Source organism: Brevundimonas sp. P2_A6, from assembly GCF_056404975.1.
Map to the genome: position 1 here is coordinate 74,393 of NZ_JBFUCZ010000003.1, position 23,979 is coordinate 98,371.

General features: G+C 67.2%; 20 protein-coding genes. 16 read left to right on the forward strand and 4 right to left on the reverse strand.

The window, feature by feature from the left end:
- Nucleotides 1–35: 35 nt before the first annotated feature.
- The 6 genes from AC1DW4_RS09360 to AC1DW4_RS09385 all read left to right on the forward strand — a co-directional run bounded on the left by AC1DW4_RS09360 (nt 36) and on the right by AC1DW4_RS09385 (nt 6,665).
- Nucleotides 36–1,469, forward strand: a complete 1,434-nt coding sequence (locus AC1DW4_RS09360) for a sugar porter family MFS transporter (protein WP_477016993.1) — start codon at nt 36–38, stop codon at nt 1,467–1,469.
- Nucleotides 1,470–1,532: 63 nt separating this feature from the next.
- The gene (locus tag AC1DW4_RS09365) at nt 1,533–2,975 is read left to right on the forward strand and encodes an aldehyde dehydrogenase family protein (protein WP_477016994.1); all 1,443 of its coding nucleotides are present in this window, start codon (nt 1,533–1,535) and stop codon (nt 2,973–2,975) included.
- Nucleotides 2,976–2,978: 3 nt separating this feature from the next.
- Entirely contained in the window at nt 2,979–3,833 is an 855-nt protein-coding gene (locus tag AC1DW4_RS09370) for an SMP-30/gluconolactonase/LRE family protein (RefSeq protein WP_477016995.1), read from the forward strand.
- On the forward strand, nt 3,830–4,702 hold the full coding sequence (locus tag AC1DW4_RS09375) for an aldose 1-epimerase (protein ID WP_477016996.1): 873 nt from the start codon (nt 3,830–3,832) through the stop codon (nt 4,700–4,702). Before AC1DW4_RS09370 ends, AC1DW4_RS09375 begins: the two co-directional genes overlap by 4 nt.
- Nucleotides 4,699–5,760, forward strand: a complete 1,062-nt coding sequence (pelA, locus tag AC1DW4_RS09380) for a pectate lyase (protein WP_477016997.1) — start codon at nt 4,699–4,701, stop codon at nt 5,758–5,760. Before AC1DW4_RS09375 ends, pelA begins: the two co-directional genes overlap by 4 nt.
- A gap of 35 nt (nt 5,761–5,795) precedes the next feature.
- Nucleotides 5,796–6,665, forward strand: a complete 870-nt coding sequence (locus AC1DW4_RS09385; RefSeq protein ID WP_477016998.1) for a rhamnogalacturonan acetylesterase — start codon at nt 5,796–5,798, stop codon at nt 6,663–6,665.
- Nucleotides 6,666–6,670: 5 nt separating this feature from the next.
- Here the strand turns inward: AC1DW4_RS09385 and AC1DW4_RS09390 are convergent, their stop codons facing one another.
- Nucleotides 6,671–7,426 carry a FadR/GntR family transcriptional regulator gene (locus tag AC1DW4_RS09390; RefSeq protein WP_477016999.1) on the reverse strand — a complete coding sequence of 252 codons (756 nt, stop codon included), beginning with the start codon at nt 7,424–7,426 and terminating at the stop codon, nt 6,671–6,673.
- Nucleotides 7,427–7,587: 161 nt separating this feature from the next.
- Here AC1DW4_RS09390 and AC1DW4_RS09395 point away from each other — a divergent pair, with 161 nt between their 5' ends.
- From AC1DW4_RS09395 to AC1DW4_RS09425, 7 genes are all read left to right on the forward strand, one after another.
- Nucleotides 7,588–9,387 (forward strand): IlvD/Edd family dehydratase, encoded by a 1,800-nt coding sequence (locus tag AC1DW4_RS09395; protein WP_477017000.1) that lies wholly within the window; start codon nt 7,588–7,590, stop codon nt 9,385–9,387.
- 91 nt (nt 9,388–9,478) lie between these two features.
- Nucleotides 9,479–10,267: an ImuA family protein gene (locus AC1DW4_RS09400; protein WP_477017001.1), complete on the forward strand. Its 789-nt coding sequence runs from the start codon at nt 9,479–9,481 to the stop codon at nt 10,265–10,267.
- Nucleotides 10,158–11,723, forward strand: a complete 1,566-nt coding sequence (locus tag AC1DW4_RS09405) for a Y-family DNA polymerase (protein WP_477017002.1) — start codon at nt 10,158–10,160, stop codon at nt 11,721–11,723. Before AC1DW4_RS09400 ends, AC1DW4_RS09405 begins: the two co-directional genes overlap by 110 nt.
- A 5-nt stretch (nt 11,724–11,728) precedes the next feature.
- Nucleotides 11,729–15,100 (forward strand): error-prone DNA polymerase, encoded by a 3,372-nt coding sequence (locus tag AC1DW4_RS09410; protein ID WP_477017286.1) that lies wholly within the window; start codon nt 11,729–11,731, stop codon nt 15,098–15,100.
- 38 nt (nt 15,101–15,138) lie between these two features.
- Complete coding sequence (locus AC1DW4_RS09415) at nt 15,139–16,668, forward strand: UxaA family hydrolase (protein ID WP_477017003.1); 1,530 nt, start codon at nt 15,139–15,141, stop codon at nt 16,666–16,668.
- Between the two features lie 81 nt (nt 16,669–16,749).
- Nucleotides 16,750–17,439 (forward strand): DUF305 domain-containing protein, encoded by a 690-nt coding sequence (locus tag AC1DW4_RS09420; protein WP_477017004.1) that lies wholly within the window; start codon nt 16,750–16,752, stop codon nt 17,437–17,439.
- 23 nt (nt 17,440–17,462) lie between these two features.
- Nucleotides 17,463–19,517, forward strand: a complete 2,055-nt coding sequence (locus AC1DW4_RS09425; RefSeq protein WP_477017005.1) for an LVIVD repeat-containing protein — start codon at nt 17,463–17,465, stop codon at nt 19,515–19,517.
- Nucleotides 19,518–19,557: 40 nt separating this feature from the next.
- Here the strand turns inward: AC1DW4_RS09425 and AC1DW4_RS09430 are convergent, their stop codons facing one another.
- From AC1DW4_RS09430 to AC1DW4_RS09440, 3 genes are read right to left on the reverse strand one after another with little or no spacing between them, the layout of a single operon-like run.
- Complete coding sequence (locus AC1DW4_RS09430; protein WP_477017006.1) at nt 19,558–20,718, reverse strand: glutathionylspermidine synthase family protein; 1,161 nt, start codon at nt 20,716–20,718, stop codon at nt 19,558–19,560.
- Between the two features lie 12 nt (nt 20,719–20,730).
- Nucleotides 20,731–21,474: a PspA/IM30 family protein gene (locus tag AC1DW4_RS09435; protein WP_477017007.1), complete on the reverse strand. Its 744-nt coding sequence runs from the start codon at nt 21,472–21,474 to the stop codon at nt 20,731–20,733.
- A gap of 14 nt (nt 21,475–21,488) precedes the next feature.
- Nucleotides 21,489–22,163, reverse strand: a complete 675-nt coding sequence (locus AC1DW4_RS09440; RefSeq protein WP_477017008.1) for a YjfI family protein — start codon at nt 22,161–22,163, stop codon at nt 21,489–21,491.
- A gap of 95 nt (nt 22,164–22,258) precedes the next feature.
- Between AC1DW4_RS09440 and AC1DW4_RS09445 the strand changes: the two genes are divergently transcribed.
- Genes AC1DW4_RS09445 through AC1DW4_RS09455 form a run of 3 tightly spaced genes read left to right on the forward strand, consistent with a single transcriptional unit; the run spans nt 22,259 to nt 23,979 of the window.
- Nucleotides 22,259–22,921 (forward strand): YjfK family protein, encoded by a 663-nt coding sequence (locus tag AC1DW4_RS09445; RefSeq protein WP_477017009.1) that lies wholly within the window; start codon nt 22,259–22,261, stop codon nt 22,919–22,921.
- A 12-nt stretch (nt 22,922–22,933) separates the two neighbouring features.
- Nucleotides 22,934–23,347, forward strand: coding sequence for a DUF350 domain-containing protein (locus AC1DW4_RS09450; protein ID WP_477017010.1), 414 nt, complete (start codon nt 22,934–22,936; stop codon nt 23,345–23,347).
- Between the two features lie 8 nt (nt 23,348–23,355).
- Nucleotides 23,356–23,979, forward strand: a complete 624-nt coding sequence (locus AC1DW4_RS09455) for a DUF1190 domain-containing protein (RefSeq protein WP_477017011.1) — start codon at nt 23,356–23,358, stop codon at nt 23,977–23,979.

Genomic DNA, 23,979 nt, shown 5'->3' on the forward strand with positions numbered 1-23,979 from the left:
AACGGGCCGTCAGAGCTCAAACGGAGGACACGAGAATGGCAGGACCGACAGGCGGATCAGGCCCCGATATCGCGGGCAGCGACCAGGTCAACATGGCCTTTATCGCCCTCATCGTCGCGGTGGCGACCATCGGCGGCTTCATGTTCGGCTATGATTCCGGGGTCATCAACGGAACCCAGGACGGGCTGGAAAGCGCCTTCAACCTGTCGGCGCTGGGGACCGGGTTCAACGTCGGGGCCATCCTGCTCGGCTGTGCATTCGGCGCCTTCGCGGCGGGGCGGCTCGCCGACCTGATCGGACGCAAGACCGTCATGCTGATCGCCGCGGCCCTGTTCATCGTCAGCGCCTTCTGGGCCGGCGCGGCGGACAGCTCGGCCCACTTCATCATCGCCCGCTTCATCGGCGGCCTCGGCGTCGGCGCGGCCAGCGTCCTGACACCGGCCTATATCTCCGAGGTCACGCCGGCGTCGATGCGGGGACGTCTGTCCAGCGTGCAGCAGATCATGATCATCACCGGCCTGACCGGGGCCTTCGTCGCCAACTATGCGCTGGCGGCGACGGCGGGTGGTTCTACCGCCGAGTTCTGGCTGGGCTTCCCGGCCTGGCGCTGGATGTTTTGGCTGCAGGTCATACCCGCCGCCATCTATCTGGCAGCCCTGCTACTGATTCCCGAGAGCCCCCGCTTCCTGGTCGTCAAGAACAGGGACGCCCAGGCTCAGGCCGTGTTGTCCAAGCTGTTCGGCCCGACGGCCGGCGCGCGCAAGGTCGCCGAGATCCGCGCCTCCCTCGCCGCCGACCACAAGCCCAGCTTCCGCGACCTGCTTGATCCGGCCACCCGCAAGGTTCGCCCGATCGTCTGGGCCGGACTGATCCTGGCGGTGTTCCAGCAACTGGTCGGGATCAACATCGTCTTCTACTACGGCGCGACCCTGTGGCAGTCGGTGGGCTTCTCCGAAAACGACGCCCTGCTGATCAACATCGGTTCTGGCACCCTGTCGATCCTGGCCTGCCTGGCCGCCGTCGCCATGATCGACCGGATTGGTCGAAAGCCGCTGCTGCTGATCGGCTCGGCCGGGATGTTCGTCACCCTGGCCATTGTCGCCTGGTGCTTCTCCCAGGCCCAGACGATCGACGGGGCAGTGCACCTGCCGGATCAGGTCGGCCTGATCGCCCTGGTTGCTGCCAATGCCTATGTCGTCTTCTTCAATCTCAGTTGGGGTCCGGTGATGTGGGTCATGCTGGGCGAGATGTTCCCCAACCAGATGCGCGGATCGGCGCTGGCGGTGGCCGGGTTTGCCCAGTGGATCGCCAACTTCGCCATCTCGGTCAGCTTCCCGGCCATGGCGGCCGGGCTGGGTCTGCCCGCGACGTACGGCTTCTATGCCGCCAGCGCGCTGGTCTCCTATTTCCTCGTTCAGGCCTGGGTTAAGGAAACCCGGGGTCGCGAGCTGGAAGACATGACCGGCTGATCGACGACTTCCCCTCCCCGGCGATGCTCCCCCCATCGCTGGTCATTCACTACGAGGACGACCATGACCGAGACCCTGAACCTCAGCCACCTGATCGACGGCGAGCGCGCGGACGTGGCCAGGCCGAGCGAGAGCCACAACCCATCCAATACGAACGAGATCGTCGCCCGCACCCCCGATGGCGGACAGGCCGAGGTCGATGCCGCCGTCGCTGCCGCCAAGGCCGCCTTCCCGGCCTGGTCGGAGGCCTCGCCCGAGGTCCGCTCGGACGTCCTGGACCGCGCCGGGACACTGGTCATGGAGCGCCGTGAACAGCTGGGTCGTCTGCTGTCGCGCGAAGAAGGTAAAACCCTGCCCGAAGGCATCGGCGAGACCGTCCGCGCCGGTCGAATCCTGAAGTATTTCGCCGGCGAGGCCCTGCGTCGTCACGGCCAGAACCTGGACAGCGTACGGCCCGGGGTCGAGATCCAGACCTATCGCCAGGCGGTCGGCGTCTATGGCCTGATCACGCCGTGGAACTTCCCCATCGCCATTCCGGCGTGGAAGGCCGCGCCGGCTCTGGCCTTCGGCAACACCGTGGTGATGAAGCCCGCCGGACCGACCCCGGCGACGGCCTCGGCCCTGGCCGACATCCTGGTCGAGGCGGGCCTGCCCAAGGGGGTGTTCAACCTGGTGATCGGGCGCGGCGGCGTGGGTCAGGCGATCGTCGATCACCCGGACGTCGACGGCCTGTCCTTCACCGGATCGCAGAGTGTCGGCGCGGGCGTGGCCCTGGGGGCGATCAAGCGGCAGGCGCGGGTGCAGCTCGAGATGGGGGGCAAGAACCCGCTGATCGTGCTGGACGACGCAGATCTGGAGCGCGCGGTCGCCATCGCGCTGGACGGGTCGTTCTTCGCCACCGGGCAGCGGTGCACCGCCTCCAGCCGTCTGATCGTCACCGACGGAATCCACGATCGCTTCGTCGCCTTGCTGGCCGAGAAGGTCGCGGCGCTGCGTGTCGGTGATGCGCTGGACCCAACCACCCAGATGGGCCCGGCGGTGTCGGAGGCGCAGATGGAGACCAGCTACAGATACATCGACGTCGCGCGCGAAGCCGGCGGTCGCATCGTCACCGGCGGCGAGCGCCTGACGCTCGCCAACCCCGGATGGTACGTCCAGCCGACGCTGATCGCCGACACCGATCCGGCCATGCGCATCAACACCGAGGAAGTCTTCGGCCCCGTCGCCTCGACCATCCGCGTGAAAGACTACGAGGAAGCCCTCGCCGTCGCCAACGACACCGAGTTCGGGCTGTCAGCTGGCATCGTGACCACCAGCCTGAAGCACGGCCGCGACTTCCAGCGCCGTGCCCGCGCAGGCATGACCATGGTCAACCTGGCCACCGCCGGCGTCGATTATCACGTCCCGTTCGGGGGCTCGAAAGGCTCCAGCTACGGCGCGCGCGAGCAGGGCTTCGCTGCCGTGGAGTTCTACACCCAGACCAAGACCGCCTACTCCTGGAGCTGACGCGTGTCGGAGCCGGAACTGATATGGGATATCGGGGCGGAATTGGGCGAAGGCCCGGTCTGGGACGCCCCGCGCCGCGCCGTCTGGTTCGTCGACATCAAGGGCCGCCAACTGCATCGCTACGGCGTAGATGATGGTGCCAAGGCATCGTGGGACACGCCGGACCAGACGGGATTCGCCCTTCCTGCCGAAGACGGGTCGCTGGTCTGCGGCGTGCGAGGGGGCCTGTATCGCTTCGTCCCCGACACGGGAGAGTTCGACCTGATCATTCGGGTCGAGGAGGACCGCCCGCAGAACCGCCTCAACGACGGCTTCGTGGCACCGGACGGCTCGCTCTGGTTCGGATCGATGGACGACAGCGAAGCGACCATATCGGGGGCGCTGTACCGGTTCTCCGACGGCAAGGTCGTCCGCCACGACGACGGCTATCGCGTCACCAATGGCCCGGCGATGAGCCCCGACGGCCGCACGCTTTATCACCACGACACGACGACGAGGCGAATCTTCGCCTTCGACCATGCCGACGGCGAGCTTGGCAACAAGCGGCTGTTCGCGGAGACTGCCGACGGGTTCGCCGACGGTCCCAGCGTCGATGTCGAGGGCGTGCTGCACGTCGGCCTGTTCAATGGCTGGGGCGTGGCGCGGTTCTCACCTGGCGGCGAGCCGCTCGGCACGATCCGCTTCCCTGTCCAGACCGTGACCAAGGCCGCATTCGCAGGCGACGATCTGCGCGACCTGTATTGCACCACCGCCTGGCTGAACAACGCCGACAAGCGCGCCGAGCAGCCCACGCTGGGCGGCCTTTTCCGCGTTCGGGTCGATACGCCGGGCCTGCCCCAGCATCGGGTGAGGCTGTGATCCAGCTGACGCACGGCGACTGGGCGCTGTCGGTCCGGCCGGACATCGGCGCGGCGATCACACGACTGACATGGCGCGGCCGCGACGTCCTGCGGCCAGCCCCCCAGGGTGCTAGGGGGCCGTTGGAGACCGGCAGCTTTCCGCTGATCCCCTATGCCAATCGCATCGACCGCGCGGCCTTCGCGTTCGAAGGGCGTCAGATCGCTCTCCCCCCGACACCGGGCTTCGAGCCTCATGCCATTCACGGTGTCGGCTGGCGGCGACCCTGGAAGGTGCTGGATGGACGGACGGACGCCGTCGATCTGGCCTTGGCGACCGAAGCGAGCTCCGACTGGCCATGGGCCTGGAGCGCATCGCACAGTCTTCGCTTGAACGCGGATGGACTGGAGATGACCTTGGGGATCACCAACAAGGACGTCGCGCCGATGCCTGCCGGCCTCGGCTTTCATCCCTATTTCCAGACCGGTCCCGGGACGGTGCTGACGGTCTCGGCAGGGCGGGTCTGGGCGAATGGTACCGACCAGATCCCCGAACGCCTGGTCCCGGCGACCGAGGTCATGGACTGGTCCGAGGGCGCGACGGTGACGTCGGCTCCGTTCGTGGACAACGCCTATGCCGACTGGTCCGGACAGGCCAGCATCGTGCACAGCGAGCACGAGGTTCGCATGAGCGCGTCCTCCAATGCCCGATGGGTGCAGATCTACGCACCGAATGACACCGGTTTCGTCTGCATCGAACCCGTCACGCATCGCCCGAACGCCCACAACGCCCCCGCCGAGGAGGACGCCGGTTTGGTCGTCCTGACGTCGGGCCAGACCCTGTCCATGTCGATGCGGATCGACGCCGTCCCAATCGGAGACCACCCATGATCGCCCGCCGCTGGTTGCTGATCGCGCTTGGCCTGAGCGCCCTGTTCGCCTCCCCCGTCCTGGCTCAGACGCCCGCATGGAACAGCCAGATCGTGAAGCGGGACGCCGCGTGGTATGCGACGGCCGAGGCCCATGCCATCGCCGACAGCGTCGTGGCCCATCAGTCGCCCGAAGGCGGCTGGCCCAAGAACACCTCGCTGGCCGTGCCGCCCGACGTCGTGCCGGTCGACGAAGGCTCCAAGAACACGTTCGACAACGAGGGCACCACCCTGCCGCTGGCCTTTCTGGGCCGCGTGATCGCCGCAGGGGAAAGGCCCGCCGATCGCGCGGCCTTCGACAGGGGTCTAGATTACACCCTGGCGGCCCAGTATCCGAACGGCGGCTGGCCGCAGTTCTATCCCCTGCGGCCCGGCTACTACACCCACATCACCTACAACGATGACGCCATGGTGCGGATCATGGTCCTGCTGCGCGACATCGCGGCGGGCGCCGGTCCCTATCGGTTCGTGGACGCCGACAGGCGCGCCAAGGCGGGCGCCGCGGTGGCCAAGGGTATCGAGACGATCCTGTCCACCCAGGTGCGCCAGAACGGCGTCCTGACCGTCTGGTGCGCGCAGCACGACGAAACCACGCTGCAGCCCGCCTGGGCCCGCGCGTTCGAGCCGGCCTCGCTGTCGGGCAATGAAAGCGTGGGGATCACGCGCTTCCTGATGTCGATAGAAGACCCGTCGCCGGCGGTCATCGCCGCCGTGGAGGGTGCCGTGCGCTGGTTCGAGGCCAGCGCCGTTCGCGGCAAACGACTGCAGCCCATCACCGCGCCCGACGGCGCGGCGGACTATCAGGTCGTCGCCGATCCGCAAGCCCCTCCGATGTGGGCCCGGTTCTATGCCCTGGAGACCAACCGCCCGATCTTCATGGGCCGCGACAGCGTCGCGCATGACGAGGTCACGGATATCGAGCGCGAGCGCCGCATGGGCTACCGCTACTATGGCACCTGGCCGGCAGCCCTTCTGAGCGACGACTATCCCGCCTGGCGTCGCCGCGTCGGCCTGTCCTGACTTCTCAACTCTTCAGCTACAGACGAGGCCCGCCCATGTTCGCGTCCATCGCCGCCGCCTTGATGCTTCAGTTGTCAGCCCAGCCCTCCGCGACACCCCCCGAGGTGCCCCGCCCCATTTCTGCGTCCAAGATCATTCTGGTGGGGGACTCCACCACGGCCGTCATCGGCGGATGGGGTCCCAGCTTCTGCTCGGACCACGTCACCTCTTTCGTCGCCTGCGTGAACCTGGCGCGTGGGGGCCGAAGCAGCGGCAGCTATATCGTCGAGGGCTCCTGGGATCTGGCCCTGGCGGAGATGTCCACGCCCGGCTTCGTCGCCACCTATGTGCTGATCCAGTTCGGCCACAACGACCAGCCGGGCAAGCCGGGTCGATCCACCGACCTCGCCACCGAATTTCCCGCCAACCTGCGCCGCTACGTCGCCGAGACCCGGGCACGTGGGGCCATCCCAGTCCTCCTCACACCTCTGACGAGGCGCCAGTTCGTCGATGGCCAGTTGCAGAACGATCTCGAGCCATGGGCGGCGGCCACCCGTGCCGTGGCCGCCGAAACCAATACGCCTTTGGTGGACCTGAACGCCGCCAGCGTCGCGGCGGTCCAGGCCATGGGCCCGACCCTGGCCGCCCGGTTCGCCCAGGCCGCGCCATCGCCCGAGGTCGCGGCCGCCATGCTGACCGGCACGACCATCGCCGCAAATCCGGTTCCGCCGGTGCCCACCGCAGCCACTCCACCGCCGCCGCCCACCCAGGCCCAGATCAACGCCAGCGTGGAACCCGTGGGCCAGGCGAAGACGGCGTTCGACTACACGCACCTGGGCCGCGGTGGAGCCGACTTCTTCGCTGCCCTGGTCACCCGCGACCTGATGATCGCCGTTCCAGAACTGCGACGCAGTCTGGTGCCCTGACGCCGTCAGCGACCGTCCTTTTCGGCTTCGACGCGCCTGTAACCGGCGTCGATCACGGCGAGCATGGCGGCGGCGGCTCCCTCTGCGTCCGACGCCTCGATACAATCCACGATCCGTTCGTGCAGATCGACGGTCTCGCGATGCAGCGCCTCGCTGCGTGTCGGCGGGCTAAGGGTGAAGGCCTCCAGCAGTGCAGTCTCGATCACACTGGCCAATGACCGCATCAGCGGATTGCCGGACGCCATTGCGATGCGCAGATGCAGCGTCAGGTCTGCCTGAGCGAAGGCGTATTCAGACTGTTGCTCACGTCGCATGGCCTCCACCGCCGCGCGCATTCCCGCCAAGTCTTCGTCGCTCCGGCGTTGGGCAGCCAGCGCCGCAGCGGCCGGTTCCAGACCGCGCCGAACCTCCGCCAGATGCCGTCGGAACTGCGCGTCCATGCCATTGGCGACCTGCCAGGCCAGCACTTCGCTGTCGAACAGGTTCCAGCGCAAGGGGTCGGTGACCTTGGTTCCGACGCGCGTCTTCACGACCAGAAAGCCTTTGGCCGCCAGCGTCTTCAGGGCCTCGCGCAGAGCGGTCCGCGAGACCCCGAAACGGACCAGCAATTCCGCTTCGCCAGGCAACTTGTCTCCCGGAACCATACGGCCGGCCAGGATATCCTGGCCCAGCGATCGGACGATCTGGTCGTGGCTGGAGATCGTCTGGCCCAGACCGCGACCGCTGGCCGAGAGGCTCGTGTGAGGAAGCGCAGCCGTCATGGAATTCGCTTTATACGGTCCGCTCCTGGACGGAAAGCGGTGCGCCTCACCGAAGGCAAACCTAAAAACCCTGGCGACAAGACGATCATCATTTGTATGATGATATTATTCAATGCCCCATGCTTCGACTTTGGAAGGATGGGAGGCCCCGGCGGATGCGAATGATGACCTCCTCACCCCAGCGACCGCTCCGCTCCCGTGCCTGGTTCGACAATCCCGACAACCCTGACATGACCGCGCTCTATCTGGAGCGCTACCTGAACTACGGCCTGACGCTTGAGGAGTTGCGCTCCGGCAAGCCGATCATCGGCATCGCCCAGACCGGGTCCGACCTCGCACCCTGCAATCGCCACCACATCGAACTGGCCAAGCGCGTCCGCGAGGGCATCCGCGAGGCGGGCGGCATCGCCATGGAGTTTCCGGTTCACCCGATCCAGGAAACCGGCAAGCGGCCGACGGCAGGGCTGGACCGGAACCTGGCCTATATGGGCCTGGTCGAGCTGTTGTACGGCTATCCGCTGGACGGCGTCGTGCTGACTATCGGCTGCGACAAGACCACGCCGGCGTGCCTGATGGCCGCCGCCACCGTCGACATCCCGGCCATCGCCCTGTCGGTCGGGCCGATGCTGAACGGCTGGCTGAAGGGCGAGCGGATCGGGTCCGGCACCATCATCTGGAAGGCCCGCGAGATGATGGCGGCTGGCGAGCTGGACTATGAGGGTTTCATCGACCTGGTCGCGACCTCGGCCCCCTCGGTCGGCTACTGCAACACCATGGGCACGGCCTCGACGATGAATTCCCTGGCCGAGGCGCTGGGCATGTCCCTGCCAGGCTCGGCCGCCATCCCCGCCCCCTATCGCGAGCGGCCGCAGGTCGCCTATCTGACCGGCAAGCGGATCGTGGAGATGGTGCACGAGGACCTGAAGCCCTCCGATATCCTGACGGCCGACGCCTTCCACAACGCCATCGTGGTCAACTCCGCCATCGGCGGCTCGACCAATGCGCCGGTCCATATCACCGCCCTGGCCCGCCATTCCGGCGTCGATCTGCCGATCGAGGACTGGCAGACCCACGGCCATGCGGTGCCCCTGCTGGTCAACCTGCAGCCCGCCGGCAAATATCTGGGCGAGGACTTCCACCAGGCCGGCGGCGTACCCGCCGTGGTCGCCCAGCTGATGCGCGAGGGCCTGATCCGGGAGCAGGCCCTGACGGTCAATGGCCGAACGATCGGCGACAACTGCCGGAAGGCCGAAATCGTGCTGCCGGACGTGATCCGCACCGTGGAAGACCCGCTGGTCGAGGATGCGGGCTTCCTGGTCCTGTCCGGCAACCTGTTCGACAGCGCCATCATGAAGACCAGCGTGATCGCCGCCGAGTTCCGCGAGCGCTACCTGTCCGATCCCGCCGACCCGAACGCCTTCGAAGGCCCCGCCGTCGTCTTCGACGGACCCGAGGACTACCACCACCGCATCGACGACCCCGCGACCGGCATCACCGAAAAGAGCATCCTGTTCATGCGCGGGGCCGGGCCGGTCGGCTATCCGGGGGCGGCCGAGGTCGTGAACATGCGCCCGCCCGCGCACCTGATCCGCGAGGGCGTCCACGCCCTGGCCTGCATCGGCGACGGGCGTCAGTCGGGGACGTCGGGATCGCCGTCGATCCTGAACGCCTCGCCAGAGGCGGCGGCGGGCGGGAACCTGGCCCTGCTACGGACTGGCGATCCGGTACGGGTCGATCTGAACACCTGCCGGGTCGATGTGCTGATTTCCGATGGTGAACTGTCGGAACGACGTGCGACACTCGAGGCCGCGGGAGGATTTCAGGTGCCGCCGTCGCAGACGCCCTGGCAGGAACTTCAGCGTGCCACTGTGGGCCAGCTCGCGACCGGTGCCGTGCTGGAGCCCGCGATCAAATACCACCGCATAATCGACCGTTTCGGCAACCCGCGCGACAACCACTGATCGACCGTTTCGCGAAGCGTCCACGACGCCGAAACCGTCCGTTCCATATGCCGCTTGACTCTCCCGGCCCGTCGGGTGGCATATAGAACAAATGAGGAACATAGAGGAAAAGGAACAGCGACTGATCGCCCTGCGAGCGGGGCTGGCCAGGCTCGACCGGTCGCGGCCCCAACGTGCCCGAACGGTCTTTTCATCTGGCGATCCGGGCCTTCTGGACAGGCTGGAACCGCGCGCGGTTCATGACCTATACGCCCATGCGCCCGCCGATACCGTGCCACTGAACGCCTTCGGGCTGGGGCTGGCCGTGAGAGCCGCGCGCGGGCGTCCGATCGTCTGGGTCCTCCACCAGCTGGTCGAGACCGAGACCGGCACGCCGCACGGACCCGGCCTGCATGAAATGGGGGTCAGGCCTAAAGACGTCCTTCTGGTCCGCGTCACCGACATCCAGACCCTGCTGGCCGTGGGCGAAGAGGCCCTGCGCAGCCCGGCGGTCGGCGCGGTCCTGCTAAGCGCCTGGGGCGAGGCCAAGGCCATGACCCTGACCGCCAGTCGACGCCTGTCCCTGGCCGCGCAATCGGGGACTGCGACCCTGTTCCTGGCACGGGCCGGTGCGGCTCCGGCCCCCAGCGCGGCCCTGAGCCGGTGGTCCATCGGCGCGGCCCCTTCCATTCCTCTGGAAGCCGGAGCGCCAGGCCGACCGTCTTTTTCCGCGACCCTGCTGCGTCACCGCGGTGGGGTCGAACCCCAAACCTGGATCATGGAGTGGGACCGTGAACGCCGGGCTTTCCTCGAGCGGTCGCCGGTATCTGGCGCTGTGGTTCCCATGGCTGCCGAACGAACGCCTGCGACGTGGGGAACGGGCGACCGCCGCGTCGCCTGACGCCGCCGATCTGCGACCGGTCGTCATGGTCGAGAAGGTCAAGGGCGCACTGCGGCTGGCGGCGGTCGATCCAGCGGCGTCTGGGCTGGGCCTGTCCCCCGGCATGACGCTGGCCGATGCGCGGGCGCGGACGCCAGATCTGAGGACCGTCGCCGACGATCCTGACGCCGACGCCAGCCTGCTGCGGCGGGTGCTGAAGGATTTCGGGCGGTTCACGCCGATGATCGCGCTGGACCCGCCGCACGGCCTGATGCTGGACGTCAGCGGCTGCGCCCACCTGTTCGGCGACGAAGCCGGATTGGTCCGGACGGCCCAGCGACGCGCCGCAGGGATCGGGCTGAGCCTGCGATGGGCGCTCGCCGACACGCCACAGTCGGCACGGGCGCTGGCGCGGTTCGGCCCCGGCGGTCTGTTCGTTGGACAGGAGGCTCGCACGGCCGTTCGACGCCTGTCGGTCGCCGCGCTCGAACTGGCCGAGCCGGATGAGCGCGCCTTGCGTCGCGCGGGCCTGAAACACCTGTCCGATCTGGACGACCGGCCGCGTGCGCCCATGGCCGCCCGGTTCGGAACGGACTTTCCCGCCCGACTGGCGAGAGTTCTGGGCGACGAGGATGTCCGCATCACCCCGCATCGTCCCGTGCCCGCCTGCGTCGCCGATCGCATCCTGGTCGAGCCCATCGTGAGCCAGGACGACGTCGAGCGGGTGTTCCATGACCTGGTCGCCGACGCCGTCGATCAGCTGGATCAGAGGGGCCGGGGCGGGCGGGCTTTCGAGGTCTTCTTCTATCGGCTGGACGGCCATGTCCGCCGGGTCTCGATCCGCACCGGCCAGCCCAGCCGCGACCCCGCCGTCCTGCACCGACTGTTCAAGGAACGTCTGGGCGCGCTGGCCCATCCGCTGGATCCGGGGTTCGGCTTCGACCAGATGCGTCTGGCCGTGCCCTGGACCGAACCGATCGCCCCGACACAGGCCGGCCTGGAGGGCGAACGGCCCGAAAGCGAGCAAGTCGGACATCTGATCGACCGGCTGGCGGCGCGACTGGGACCGGAATCGGTGCTGAGCTTTCAGCCCTTCGGCTCGCACATGCCCGAGCGGGCCTCGCGTCTGCTGCCCAGTGGCGTGGCCGAGCCAGAGGCCGAATGGCACGAGCCCGATCCCGACGATCCACCGCTTCGTCCGCTTCAGATGTTCGACCCGCCCCAGCCGGTCGACACCCTGGCCGAGGTCCCGGACGGCTCTCCCTTAAGGTTCCGCTGGCGGCGGGTGCTGCATCAGGTCGTGCGGTCCGAAGGTCCCGAGCGCATCGCCGGCGAATGGTGGCGCGCGCCCGACCAGCGCACGCGAGACTATTACCGCGTCGAGGACAGCGAGGGCCGCCGCTTCTGGCTGTTCCGCCAGGGTCTGTACGGCGAAACGGCCGAACCCCGCTGGTTCATCCACGGCCTGTTCGCATGAGCGTGATCGACCCGCCCGGCGAGTATGCCGAACTGGCGACGTCCAGCAATTTCTCGTTCCTGCGCGGCGCATCGCATCCCAAGGAACTGGTGGCCACCGCGATCCTGAGGGGCCATTCCGGGCTGGGTCTGGCGGATCGCAACACCGTGGCCGGGGTCGTCCGTGCCTGGAGCGCCCTGAAGGCCCTGCGCGAGGACGGGTTGTCGCCGCCAGACGTGATGCGCGACGGCTCGGGCCCGGGCGAGGTGACCTATGTCGAAGACCCGGCAAACGACCCCGCCCTGTCGGAAGAGGTCAAAAGACGCGCCGCATCCTTCAAGCTGGCGACCGGAGCTCGCCTGGTCTTCAACGACGGGACGCCCGACATCCTGGCCTATCCCGCGACCCGTGCCGGATGGGGACGGCTGACCCGTCTGCTGACCGTGGGCAACCGTCGCGCCATCAAGGGCCAGTGCGAGATCGGCCTGCGCGACCTGCTGGCCTCCCCGGAAGAGCTGCTGCTGATCGTCATGCCCGACCGGCGGCTGGACCGGCTGGCGTCCGTTCTGGATCAGGTCGGGGCTGCGGCCCCTGGTTCAACCTGGTTAGGGGCCGTCATGGGGCGTGGCGGCGACGACCGGCGACGGCTCGCCCGCCTGCAGGCCGTGGCCGAAGGGGCCGACATTCCCCTGCTGGCCGTCAATGACGTGCTGTATCACGACGCCGAGCAGCGCGATCTGCAGGACGTGGTGACCTGTATCCGCGAAGGGGTGACCATCGAGACGGCCGGGCGTCTGCTGAACGCCAATGCTGAAAGGCATCTGAAATCACCAGCAGAAATGGCCCGCCTGTTCCGCGACACGCCCCAGGCGATGGCCCAGACCGAGGCGTTCCTGGCGCGCGTTGGCTTCGACCTGGAGCAGCTGCGCTACCAGTATCCGGAAGAGCCCGTCCCGCCCGGCTGGGAGGCCCAGGCCTGGCTGGAGGACCTGACCTGGAAGCATGCGGACCGCCGCTATCCCGACGGAGTGCCCACCAAGGTCCACAACCTGCTGACCAAGGAACTGGTCTTCATCCGCAAGGCTGTTTTCGCTCCGTACTTCCTGACCATCTACGACATCGTGCGGGTGGCCCGCGACAAGGGCATCCTGTGTCAGGGCCGGGGCTCGGCGGCCAACTCGGCGGTCTGTTATGTGCTCGGAATCACTTCGGTGAATCCGATGGAATCCGACCTTCTGTTCGAACGCTTCCTGTCGGAAGACCGGGGCGAGCCGCCCGACATCGACGTGGATTTCGAGCATGAGCGTCGCGAGGAGATCATTCAGCACATCTACGAACGCTATGGCCGTCACCGCGCGGGCATCGCCGCCACCGTCATCCGCTATCGCCCCAAGAGCGCCATCCGCGAAGTCGGCAAGGTCCTGGGCCTGACCGAGGACGTGACCGCGCGTCTGGCCGGCAGCCAGTGGGGCAGCTGGGGCTCGGAGATGAGCGAACGCCATGTCGAACAGGCGGGGCTGGATGCCACCAATCCCATGATCGCCCGCGCGGTCGCCATGGCCATGCGGCTTCTGAACCATCCGCGCCACCTGTCCCAGCACGTCGGCGGCTTCATCCTGACCCAGGACCGGCTGGACGAGATGGTCCCCATCGGTAACGCCGCCATGCCGGACCGCACCTTCATCGAATGGGACAAGGACGACATCGACGAGTTGCGCCTGATGAAGGTCGATGTGCTGGCGCTGGGCATGCTGACCTGCATCCGAAAAGCGTTTGATCTGATGCGCGACCACAGCGGGGTGGACCACGACCTGGCCTCGGTCCCGCAGGATGATCCGGCCGTCTACGACATGCTGTGCCAGGGGGATTCCATCGGCGTGTTCCAGGTCGAGAGCCGGGCCCAGATCAACATGTTGCCCCGCCTGAAGCCGCGCAGGCTCTACGATCTGGTGATCCAGGTCGCCATCGTCCGGCCCGGCCCGATCCAGGGCGACATGGTCCATCCGTATCTGCGACGCCGCAACGGTCTGGAGCAGCCGGACTATTCCCACCCGGGGCCGGACTATCCGCAGGATGAATTGAAGGTCGTCCTGAAAAAGACCCTGGGCGTGCCGCTTTTTCAGGAACAGGCGATGAAGGTTGCCATGGTCGCGGCCGAGTTCACCGACAAGGAGGCCAACGGGCTGCGCAAGGCCATGGGCACCTTCCGGGGCGACGGCACCCTGCACACCTATGAGAACCGGATGGTCGGTCGGATGATCGAGCGGGGTTACGACCCTGCGTTCGCCCAGCGCTGCTTCGATCAGATCAAGGGCTTCGGCTCCTATGGCTTTCCCGAAAGCCACGCCGCGTCATTCGCCCTGCTGGTCTACATCTCGTCCTGGATCAAGCATCACCATCCGGCCGCCTTTGCCTGCGCCCTGCTGAACAGCCAGCCGATGGGTTTCTATGCCCCCGCCCAAATCGTGCGCGACGCCCAGCAGCACGGCGTCGAGACGCTGCCTATCGACGTCTCGCACAGCGACTGGAACAATGGCCTGGAAGGGCCGGCCGACCATCTGGCCCTGCGTCTTGGCTTTCGCCAGATCGACGGCTTTCGCGAGGACTGGGCGACGGCCCTGGTCGCGACAAGGGACCCCGCCATCCCCGATCTGGAGACCCTGGCCCGGCGCGCGGGCCTGCCGGGCACCGCGATTCGCAAGCTGGCCGACGCCGACGCCTTCCGGTCGATGAGCATGGATCGGCGAGAGGCGCTGTGGGCGGCGCGTCGGCTGCCCGACGACGATGCCCTGCCCCTGTTCGCCGCCGCCGAGGCGCGAGGGCGCGGGGCCCGCGAACTGGGCGTCGAGCCCGACGCCCGGCTGCCTTCGATGCGGCTGGGCGAGCATGTCGCGGCCGACTACCAGACCTTCCGCCTGTCGCTTAAGGCCCACCCCATGGCCATTCTGCGTACCGTTTTCGCAGCAGAACGGATCGTGACATGCGCCGCCACCCTGGACAGACGCGGCGGGTCGATCGTGCGGGTCGCGGGCGTCGTTCTGGTGCGTCAGCGACCGGGCAAGGGCAACGCCATCTTCGTGACGCTTGAGGACGAGACCGGCGTCACCAACGTCGTCCTGTGGGCCCGGATGTTCGAACAGTTCCGCCGCGAGGTCATGGGATCGCGCCTGATGGAGGTCGAGGGGGTGCTGGAGAAAAGCCCCGAGGGGGTGGTTCACGTCGTGGCCCGGCGCGTCATCGACCGGTCCGCCGAACTGGCCCGCCTGTCCGAGGATCACGCGGTGGACATCCAGCTGTCGCGCGCCGACGAGATCGTCCGCCCCCAGCCGCCACGTCATCCCACGGGACGGCATCCGCGTGACGTGCGCGTCCTGCCCGCCTCGCGCGACTTTCATTGAGTGGTCGCCCTGACCGGCGAGGGCCGGTATTCTGACGCATGACCCAACACAAGCCGACGCCTCTCGCCGCCCTGCGCCTGCATCCCGACGACGACGTCGCCGTCTGCGTCCGCGCGCTTGAGATCGGCGAAATGGTGCTGAACGACGTGGTCGTCCGCGAATCGGTCCCGGCTGGACACAAGGTCGCCCTACGCGACCTGCCCTCCGGCAGCCCGTTGCGGAAATACGGTCAGGTCATCGGCGCCAGCACGAAAGCGGTGAGGACCGGTGACTGGGTCCACGTCCACAATCTCGGCATGGGCGACGTCACGACACGGGTCGCGTTGGCCGATACGATGCCCCGGCCCGCCACGACGCACCGGGGCCACACGTTTCAGGGCTACCTCCGCGCCGACGGCCGGGTCGGCACCCGCAACTATCTGGCCGTCGTCACCTCGGTGAACTGTTCGGCCATGGTCGCCAAGCGGATCGCGCGCGAGGTCGAGGCGCGGCTGGGCGACGGCTATCCCAACATCGACGGCGTGGTGGCGGTGACCCATGGCTCGGGCTGCGCGATGGAGTCCTCGGGCGAGGCCATGGATGTGCTCCGTCGCACCCTGGCGGGTTATGCGCGACATCCTAATGTCGCAGGCGTGCTGATGCTGGGCCTGGGGTGCGAGACCAACCAGCTGTCCGGTCTGGCGGATGCCGAAGGGCTGGCATCCGGCGACGCCCTGTCGGCCATGACCATCCAGGGCGAGGGCGGCACCTCGGCCACCATCGCGGCGGGCATCGAGCGAATGATGGCGATGGCATCGGCGGCCAATGCGCTGACACGCACGCCTCAGCCCCTGTCTGGTCTGGTCGTCGGTCTTCAGTGCGGAGGATCGGACGGCTACTCCGGCGTGACGGCCAACCCCGCACTGGGCCACGCCGTAGACTTGCTGGTCGCCCAAGGTGGCTCAGCGATCCTGAGCGAAACGCCGGAAATCTACGGGGCCGAGCATCTGCTGACACGCCGCGCCGCCGCCCCGTCCGTGACCGAGCGACTGATGGGGCGCATCGGCTGGTGGGAACGTCATGTCGCCGCGACCGGCGGATCGATGGACAACAACCCCTCGGCCGGGAACAAGGCGGGCGGGTTGACGACCATCCTGGAGAAATCTTTGGGCGCGGTCGCCAAGGCGGGTTCATCACCGTTGAACGCCGTCTACGGCTACGCGGAGCCGGTGGCCGCGTCCGGCCTCGTCTTCATGGACACGCCCGGATATGACCCGGTGTCGGCGACGGGCCAGATCGCGGGCGGAGCCAATCTGATCTGCTTCACGACCGGTCGAGGATCTGTGTTCGGCGCCAAGCCCGCGCCCAGCCTGAAGCTGGCGACCAATACGGCCATGTACAGGCGGATGGCCGACGACATGGATCTGGACTGCGGGGAAATCCTATCGGCGGGCGTATCGATCCCCGAGATGGGCGAGCGGATCTTCGAGCTGATGATCCGGACCGCATCGGGCCACCCCTCCCGCAGCGAGGCCTTAGGCTTCGGAGAGGACGAGATTCAACCGTGGCGGATCGGCGCCGTCATGTGATGGCGAAATTGCGGCTTGCCCCTGCCCGTTCCGCGCCACTAGTCTGATTTCGATCCGGACCGTCCGGACGACGGGAGTGGCATGATCTTCAACCTGCTTTTTGGAGTTGTTCTGGCGGTGGTCATCGGCGCGCCGCAGGCTGCCCAGACGCCACCGATCTTCCATCCGGGCGCGCCGGGTGCCCCGTCACGCACCATAACAGCAGACCAAGCGGTCGAACTCAGCCGCACCAGTTTCACCCCCGGCGACGTCCAATTCCTGCAGCACATGTTGGTCCACCACGCCCAGGCGGTCGAGATGGTCGAACTGCTGCAGGCGCAAGGGTCCAGCCCCCAGGTCAAGCTGCTGGGGCAGCGCATCGCCCTGAGCCAGCAGGCCGAGATGGACCTGATGCGCAACTGGTTGACCGATCGCGGCCAGTCCCTGGAGATGGCCGGCATGCATGCGGGCCACACCATGGACGGCATGAATCATTCGACCGGCATGAACCACGCCATGCCCATGACGGCCCCCGGCGATACGGCGCTGATGCTTGGAATGTTGACGCCCAATCAGATGCAGACGCTGGCCGCCGCCCAGGGGCCCGCGTTCGACCGGCTATTCCTGCAGGGCATGATCCAGCACCACCAGGGCGCGCTCGACATGGTCCAGGCCCTGATGACCCAGCCCGATGCCGCCCAGGACCCACTGTTGTCGGACTTCACCAACTCGGTCGTCGCGGACCAGTCGTCCGAGATCCTGCGCATGCAGTCCATTCTGTCTGAACTCTGAAACCCGAACCCGAAGGAACGGCCATGACCCTGCGTAGCCCCCTGCTTTCCTCCGTCGCCGCGCTTGCCCTGTTCCTGACGGCGGCACCGGCCATGGCCCAGATCCAGCCGCTGGTGCCTGACGCCCGCACGACGCTGTCGCCCGGTCTGCGCGATGCCGGTGAAGCAGCGTCTGGTCTCGAGCTTGAACACGCGGTAGCCCCTCCGCCCGGGTTCTTCGACCCGGAAGCCCTGTTCTCCCCCGCACCCCGCCCTGCGCCCGGGACGACGCCCCCGGCAAACGACGGACCTCCCGCCAAGCCGCGCTTCAGTCCTCTGGCGCTGTCCAACAGTGACATGGCCATGTCGAACGGGCGGCTGTTCGTCGGCAACTTCAACGGCTTCAATGCCTATGACGTGACGGGCGAAGGCGATCCGAAGCTGATCCTGTCGGTCGTCTGCCCGGGCGGTCAGGGCGACCTGTCGATCCACGGCAACCTGCTGTTTATGTCGGTTGAGCAGAACCGCGCCCGCCTGGACTGCGGCACCGCGGACGCCGAAGGCGACGTCAACGCCGAACGCTTCCGCGGGATCCGCATCTTCGACATCAGCGACATCTCCAATCCACGCCAGATCGCCGCCGTCCAGACCTGCCGGGGTTCGCACACCCATACCCAGGTCCCGGACCCGCGCGACCGCAACGTGCTCTACATCTATAACTCCGGCACCGCCGGTGTGCGCCCCACGGCGGAGCTGGCCTCCTGTAGCGCCGGAGACCCCAGCGCCAATGCCGATACGGCCCTGTTTTCGATCGACGTGATCAGGGTGCCGCTGGACCACCCGGAAGACGCCGCGATCGTGAACCGGCCCCGCATCTTCGCCGATCGCACCACCGGTGCCATCGCGGGCCTGTGGGGCGGCGGTGCATCGGGCGTTGCCAGCCAGCGGACGGCCCAGACCGACCAGTGCCACGACATCACCGTCTATCCAGCCATCAACCGCGCGGCCGGAGCCTGCAGCGGCAACGGCATCCTGCTGGATATTTCAGATCCTCAGAACCCCAAGCGAATCTCGGAGATGTTCGATCCGGACATGGCCTACTGGCACTCGGCGACCTTCAACAACGCCGGTGACAAGGTCGTATTCACCGACGAATGGAGCGGCGGCATAGGCGCGCGCTGCACCGCCGATTCGCCCTCCAACTGGGGCGCCGACCTCGTCTCGACGATCGAGAACGACACGCTGAAGGGTCAGACCTTCCACAAGCTGCCCGCCCCCCAAGGCGCGACCGAGAACTGCGTCGCGCACAACGGTTCCTTGATCCCGGTGCCCGGCCGCGACCTGATGGTCCAGGCCTGGTATCAGGGCGGCATCTCCATCATGGACTTCACCGACGCGCAGAAGCCCATCGAGATCGCCTATTTCGACCGCGGCCCGATCGAGGCCGAGCGCCTGGTCGTCGGCGGTGACTGGTCGGCCTACTGGATGAACGGCCGCATCTACGCCAGCGAGATCGCGCGGGGTCTGGACGTGCTCAAGCTGGTCCCCAGCGAATATCTGTCCGCCGCCGAGATCGCAGCTGCCGAGGCCGTTCGCGACGACGTCATCAACCCGCAGACCCAGGAAAAGGTCGAGTGGGCCGACAGCCCCGACGTCGCCACCGCCTACCTCGATCAGATCGCGCGTGTGCCGGTCGCGGCACCGGTGACGATCGACAGCTCGATCAAGGATCTGCTCGCCAATCCGCAGGGTCGAGCCATCCTGGATAAACACATTCCGCCCCTTTCATCGGCGCCCTTCCTGCCCCAGATCGAGGCGATGACGCTGGCTCAGGTCGTTCCGCTCTCGGAAGGACAGATCACGCCCGAGATGATGGTTGCGATCGAGGCGGACCTGAAAGCCACTTCGGCAACCGACATTACGGCGCTTCTGGCCCGGGCCAGAGCGTCGGTCGATGACTGGCGTGCGGGCCGGCGCGCGGACCGCAACGCCTTAACGGAACTGGCCACGAGCCTGACCTCAGCGGCGGAGACGGCCGACGGCGCGACCAAGGCGCGGATGCTGGCGCTGGTCGGCATCTACCAGCGCCGCGCGGGCTGAACCTGGCTGTCCCGCGACCGACCACGGTCGCGGGACAGACTCAGTCGCGGATCATGTGCGGGACAAAGCGCGAGCGGTTGCTGGTGATCCGGCCGGCATCCTCGCGCAGACCGATCCCGGCTGGCTGATCGCCGACGACCCAGCTGCCGACGATGACGTGCCGACCGTCGAACAAAGGCGCTTCGTGCACCGCCTGCAGGATGGCACGGCCAGCATAGCCGCCGTCCAGACCGCGCTCGGTGCGCCCCGGCTCGACGATGTCGATGTTGGCTCCCTCGCGCGAGAACAGGGGTTTTCTTACATGCGCCGATGACAGGGCCGAGGCCTTCGGGTCGTCTTCGAAATAGGCTTCCAGCAGGCTGGGATGGCCCGCGTGGCGCTCCCACAGCAGCGGCAGGATGCCCTTGTTGGACAGTATCGATTTCCACGCCGGCTCCAGCACCGTGATCTCCGCCGTCGGCAGGGGCTCGGCATAGTCGTCGCGCAGCATCTGTTCCCACGGATACAGTTTGAACATGGCCTGGATCAGCCAGTTCTGCTCGTCCACGAACCGGCCGTCGGCGTTCAGCCCGATGTCCCCGATGGCCACGAATTTCGGATCCAGCCCGGCCTGGCGGGCCAGATCCTCCAGGAACCGCACGGTCTGGCGGTCCTCGACGAAGTCGGGATCCGAGGCGAAATGCACGAAGCCGCCCATTGGGAAGATGGCGCGGAACCGGGCGATCAGCGCTTCGTGCAGGCTGTTGAACTGGTCGGTGCCCGCAGGGATCGACCCGTCCGCCATCCGCTCCTCCAGCCACAGCCACTGGAACACGGCGCTCTCGTATACCGAGGTGGGGGTGTCGGCGTTGTATTCGTAGAGTCTGGCCGGTCCCCGCCCGTCGAAGGCGAAGTCGAACCGGCCATACAGCGACGGATCGCCCCGCTTCCAGCTGTCGGCGACATAGTCCCGCAGGGCTTCCGGGATTTCCAGAAGACCCATCAGACGCTCTGACTTCACCGTCTCGTCGACGAGGTCCAGGCACATCTGGTGCAGTTCGGCGGTCGGGGCCTCGATGCCGTCCTCGATCTCGGCGAGAGAGAACTCGTAGGCCGTGGCGTCGTCCCAGTAGGCCTCACCCGAGTCGTGGTGCCAGGTGAAGCCCAGCCCCTCGGCCCTGGCTTGCCAGTCGGGACGTTCGGGAAGGGTGATGCGTTGCATGGTAGCGAGCCGTCAGCCCGGCTCTTTCTCGCCTGGCGTCGACTGTCCGATACGCGGCGTCACGACCGTGACCTCGGCCTGGGTCAAGCGCGCCAGAACGTCATCGGCCGACGAATGCCCAGGCAGGATGCCCGCTTCCTTCAGCTTGGCGTCCAGATCGGCGCCCGTGCGCTTGTCCTCGAACTCCTGGCCGACGCGCAGACGCTCTTCCTGAACGGCCTGGCGCTGCTTGATGCGCTGCAGGCTGTCAGCGGCCGAGCCGATGCGCGACTGGGCACCGGCGGATTGCAGGGCGACAGAGGTCTGGGCCCGCTGCACCGATTCATTGACCTTCACGATGTCGATCTCGCGCCGCAGGGTCTCGATCTTCTGGTCCGTCGAGGCGATGGCGGTGCGCAGGCGCGCCTCGGCCTGTTTCATGTTCTCGATCACCGGCTCGCGCGTGGCGATCTCGGATTCCAGCTCAGCGATACGACCGGCGACCTCGCGCGCCAGATCGGTCTTGCCCTGCCCCAGGGCGGCGCGGGTCGAGCTTTCGTATTTGATGATCTGATCCCGGAACGAGGCCATCTCGCTTTCGGCCATCCGGCGACGCGCGACCAGACCGGCCAGATCGTCGCGAGCCTTGCCTTGAGAGGTGTCGGCGTCACGGATTTCCTGGTCGAGGATTTTCAGGGCGTTCTGATCGACGACGGATTGAGCCGCGTCATGGGCGGTGCCGCGGAACAGGGCGGAGAGTTTCGAGAGCATGGACATGAGGGATCTCCGGTTCAGGCGGCGAAGGTTTCGCGCAGGGACGTGGCGTCGATGGCGTTCTCGGCCAAGGTGCGCAGTTCGATCACGATGGTCTGAAGCGTGGTCTTGGACGAGAGTTCGCCGATCAGCTCATAGACGTCCTGATTGTCGACGGTGGTGATGGCGAAGCTGGACAGGGGCACGACGCGCTGGGCCTTCAGCAGGAATTCGTTGAACCGGGCGGTGTCCGCCTGCTCCGCCACGGGCCACAGCAGAACCGAGACCACGATCTGGGCACCGCCCACCGACAGATAGATCGGCAGGTCACCGAACTCGTGCATCGTGACCAGCAGGACCGGATCGGCCCCCTCGAGCACCCTGGCGGTCATTTCGCCCTCGCGGACCAAGGATGAGTCTTCCAGGGCCGCCTTGATGGTCGGCACGGTCCAGGCGGTTTCGATGACGGCGTCCATGTGAGGATCGGCTCCGGTTGAGGATAGTGAGGTGGGGCGCCGGCGGCGCGGTGCAAGCGCGGGACCCCGCGTCGAGTCCGTGACGATCGCATGCACGGCGGCGCGTACGTCGTCCTTGCAGCCCTGCGGCACCCAGAACTCCAGCTTGATCATGCCTGCGTCGCGACGCGCCTGTCGCCACGCGCGGATACGATCCGTGCCGGACGAAGACCCAGGACTGTTGACGACATCGATCATGTTGCATGTAACGCGTAACATGAACACTTGACGTTCGACAAGCGGAATGCGAATTTCGGTCGTGGCCGCGATCGATGCGGCGTAAAGACCGGTCCATGTTCAAGCGCTTGTTCGGCGGACAGCCTGCTCCGGAACCCACCAATCGGCTGGCGGTGGTGCGCAACATCACCGTGGGTCGGACCGTATCGCTCGATCCGCTGGCCTGGCGCCGACTACAGCCAGAGACGGTCTTCAACCTCGACACCGATGCGCTGGAGATCACAGCGCAAGGGTCCATCGCGCTCGACAGCGGCCAGCACGTCCATCGCTTCTACACAGACGACCACGTGATGCTGCAGGCCATGAGCGACGACGCCTCGGGGGCCGAGGCCTATGACTTCAGCCTGTTCATCCCCTGGACCAGCGCCTATCCGCCCGGCGCGCGCGAGCGTCGCCTGTGGACCGACCGGCTGAGCGAGCCGGTGTTCGATGGGACGCCGGAGGAGCTGCCCTCCTATCCCCGCTTCTGGTTTTCCGAGAGCGACGCGCGCCAGCCGCCCGTGACCCTGTGGGAGACGATCTGGGACAGCCGAACCGCGACCGTTCCCTATGCCCGCATCTTCCAGACCTGCATGCTGTATGCGCGCGATCTGGCGGGCGGGCGCGAACTGATGCTGGCGCTGGAGATGGAGCCCGAGAAGGCCTCCGGAAAATCGGCCGACATCAGTCATGAGGTCATGGTCGGCATCCCCCTCGAAATGGCCGAATTCACCGCTTAGGAAAGAAAACGCATGTTCGACTGGTTCGCCTTCCAGACCGGGGCCACGGCCTTCCTCATCGCCTTCCTGGCGGCGGGCGTGTTCACCATCGCCTTCAAGCTGATCTACCAGTGGGTCACGCCCTATCGGGAGCGCGACCTGATCCGGGCGGGCAATCCCGCCGCCGCCATTGCGCTCGGTGGTGCCCTGATCGGTTATGTCCTGCCGCTGGCCTCAGCCCTGTCGCACACCGTCAGCCTGATGGAGTTCGCGGCCTGGGCCCTGCTGGCCGGGGTCATCCAGATCATGGCCTTCGTCGTCGTCAGCCGCCTGGCGTTTCGCAATCTGTCGGAGCGGATCGTGGCCGGAGAGATCGCGGCCTCCATCTATCTGGCGTCCATTTCCATCTGCGTCGGCTTGCTGAACGCCGCCTGCATGACGACGTGAGCGCGACCATGACCGACACCCCCATCCCCGAGACGAAACCCGCCGAAACCACCACCATGCGCCGCCTGAAGCGGTCGCGCACGCTGCAGGTCACCAGCCTGATGGCCACGGCCAGCTTCTCGCTGGCCGCCTGTGGCGCGCCCCAGGTCGCCCCGCCGCCGGAACCGGCCCTGGCCTACACCTCGCTGGACGAGTGCAAGGCCGCCAACGACATCTCCGACACCGAATGCGACGCCGGCTATGCCAATGCGACGGCCCAGGCCGAGCAGACGGCCCCACGCTATGCCACCCGGTCCGAATGCGAGGGGGCCTGGGGTCCGGACCAGTGTCGCCCGAATGGATCGGGCGGATCGTTCTTCACGCCTCTGGTGACCGGGTTCGTGATCGGACAGCTGCTGAACGGCGGCGGCTATCGCGGCGGCGGCCCGCTGTATCGCGACCGCGACGGCAACTATCAGAACGGCTACGGCGGCGGCTATCTGGGGCGCGACTATCGCACGGGGCGGCAGGTCGCGAACGGCCGCGACTATGGCACCGACGTCGCCCGTCAGGCGCCCAGCCGGGTGCAGAGCCGCACGACCGTCGTCTCGCGCGGCGGCTTTGGGGGCGGCGGGCGCGGCTTCGGGGGCTGA

Bases quoted from the DNA above. Each gene is read 5' to 3' on its own strand.
- AC1DW4_RS09360 (WP_477016993.1), top strand. From the start codon at position 36: ATGGCAGGACCGACAGGCGGATCAGGCCCCGATATCGCGGGCAGCGAC.
- AC1DW4_RS09365 (WP_477016994.1), top strand. From the start codon at position 1,533: ATGACCGAGACCCTGAACCTCAGCCACCTGATCGACGGCGAGCGCGCG.
- pelA (WP_477016997.1), top strand. From the start codon at position 4,699: ATGATCGCCCGCCGCTGGTTGCTGATCGCGCTTGGCCTGAGCGCCCTG.
- AC1DW4_RS09385 (WP_477016998.1), top strand. From the start codon at position 5,796: ATGTTCGCGTCCATCGCCGCCGCCTTGATGCTTCAGTTGTCAGCCCAG.
- AC1DW4_RS09390 (WP_477016999.1), bottom strand. From the start codon at position 7,426: ATGACGGCTGCGCTTCCTCACACGAGCCTCTCGGCCAGCGGTCGCGGT.
- AC1DW4_RS09395 (WP_477017000.1), top strand. From the start codon at position 7,588: ATGATGACCTCCTCACCCCAGCGACCGCTCCGCTCCCGTGCCTGGTTC.
- AC1DW4_RS09400 (WP_477017001.1), top strand. From the start codon at position 9,479: ATGAGGAACATAGAGGAAAAGGAACAGCGACTGATCGCCCTGCGAGCG.
- AC1DW4_RS09415 (WP_477017003.1), top strand. From the start codon at position 15,139: ATGACCCAACACAAGCCGACGCCTCTCGCCGCCCTGCGCCTGCATCCC.
- AC1DW4_RS09420 (WP_477017004.1), top strand. From the start codon at position 16,750: ATGATCTTCAACCTGCTTTTTGGAGTTGTTCTGGCGGTGGTCATCGGC.
- AC1DW4_RS09425 (WP_477017005.1), top strand. From the start codon at position 17,463: ATGACCCTGCGTAGCCCCCTGCTTTCCTCCGTCGCCGCGCTTGCCCTG.
- AC1DW4_RS09430 (WP_477017006.1), bottom strand. From the start codon at position 20,718: ATGCAACGCATCACCCTTCCCGAACGTCCCGACTGGCAAGCCAGGGCC.
- AC1DW4_RS09435 (WP_477017007.1), bottom strand. From the start codon at position 21,474: ATGTCCATGCTCTCGAAACTCTCCGCCCTGTTCCGCGGCACCGCCCAT.
- AC1DW4_RS09440 (WP_477017008.1), bottom strand. From the start codon at position 22,163: ATGATCGATGTCGTCAACAGTCCTGGGTCTTCGTCCGGCACGGATCGT.
- AC1DW4_RS09445 (WP_477017009.1), top strand. From the start codon at position 22,259: ATGTTCAAGCGCTTGTTCGGCGGACAGCCTGCTCCGGAACCCACCAAT.
- AC1DW4_RS09450 (WP_477017010.1), top strand. From the start codon at position 22,934: ATGTTCGACTGGTTCGCCTTCCAGACCGGGGCCACGGCCTTCCTCATC.
- AC1DW4_RS09455 (WP_477017011.1), top strand. From the start codon at position 23,356: ATGACCGACACCCCCATCCCCGAGACGAAACCCGCCGAAACCACCACC.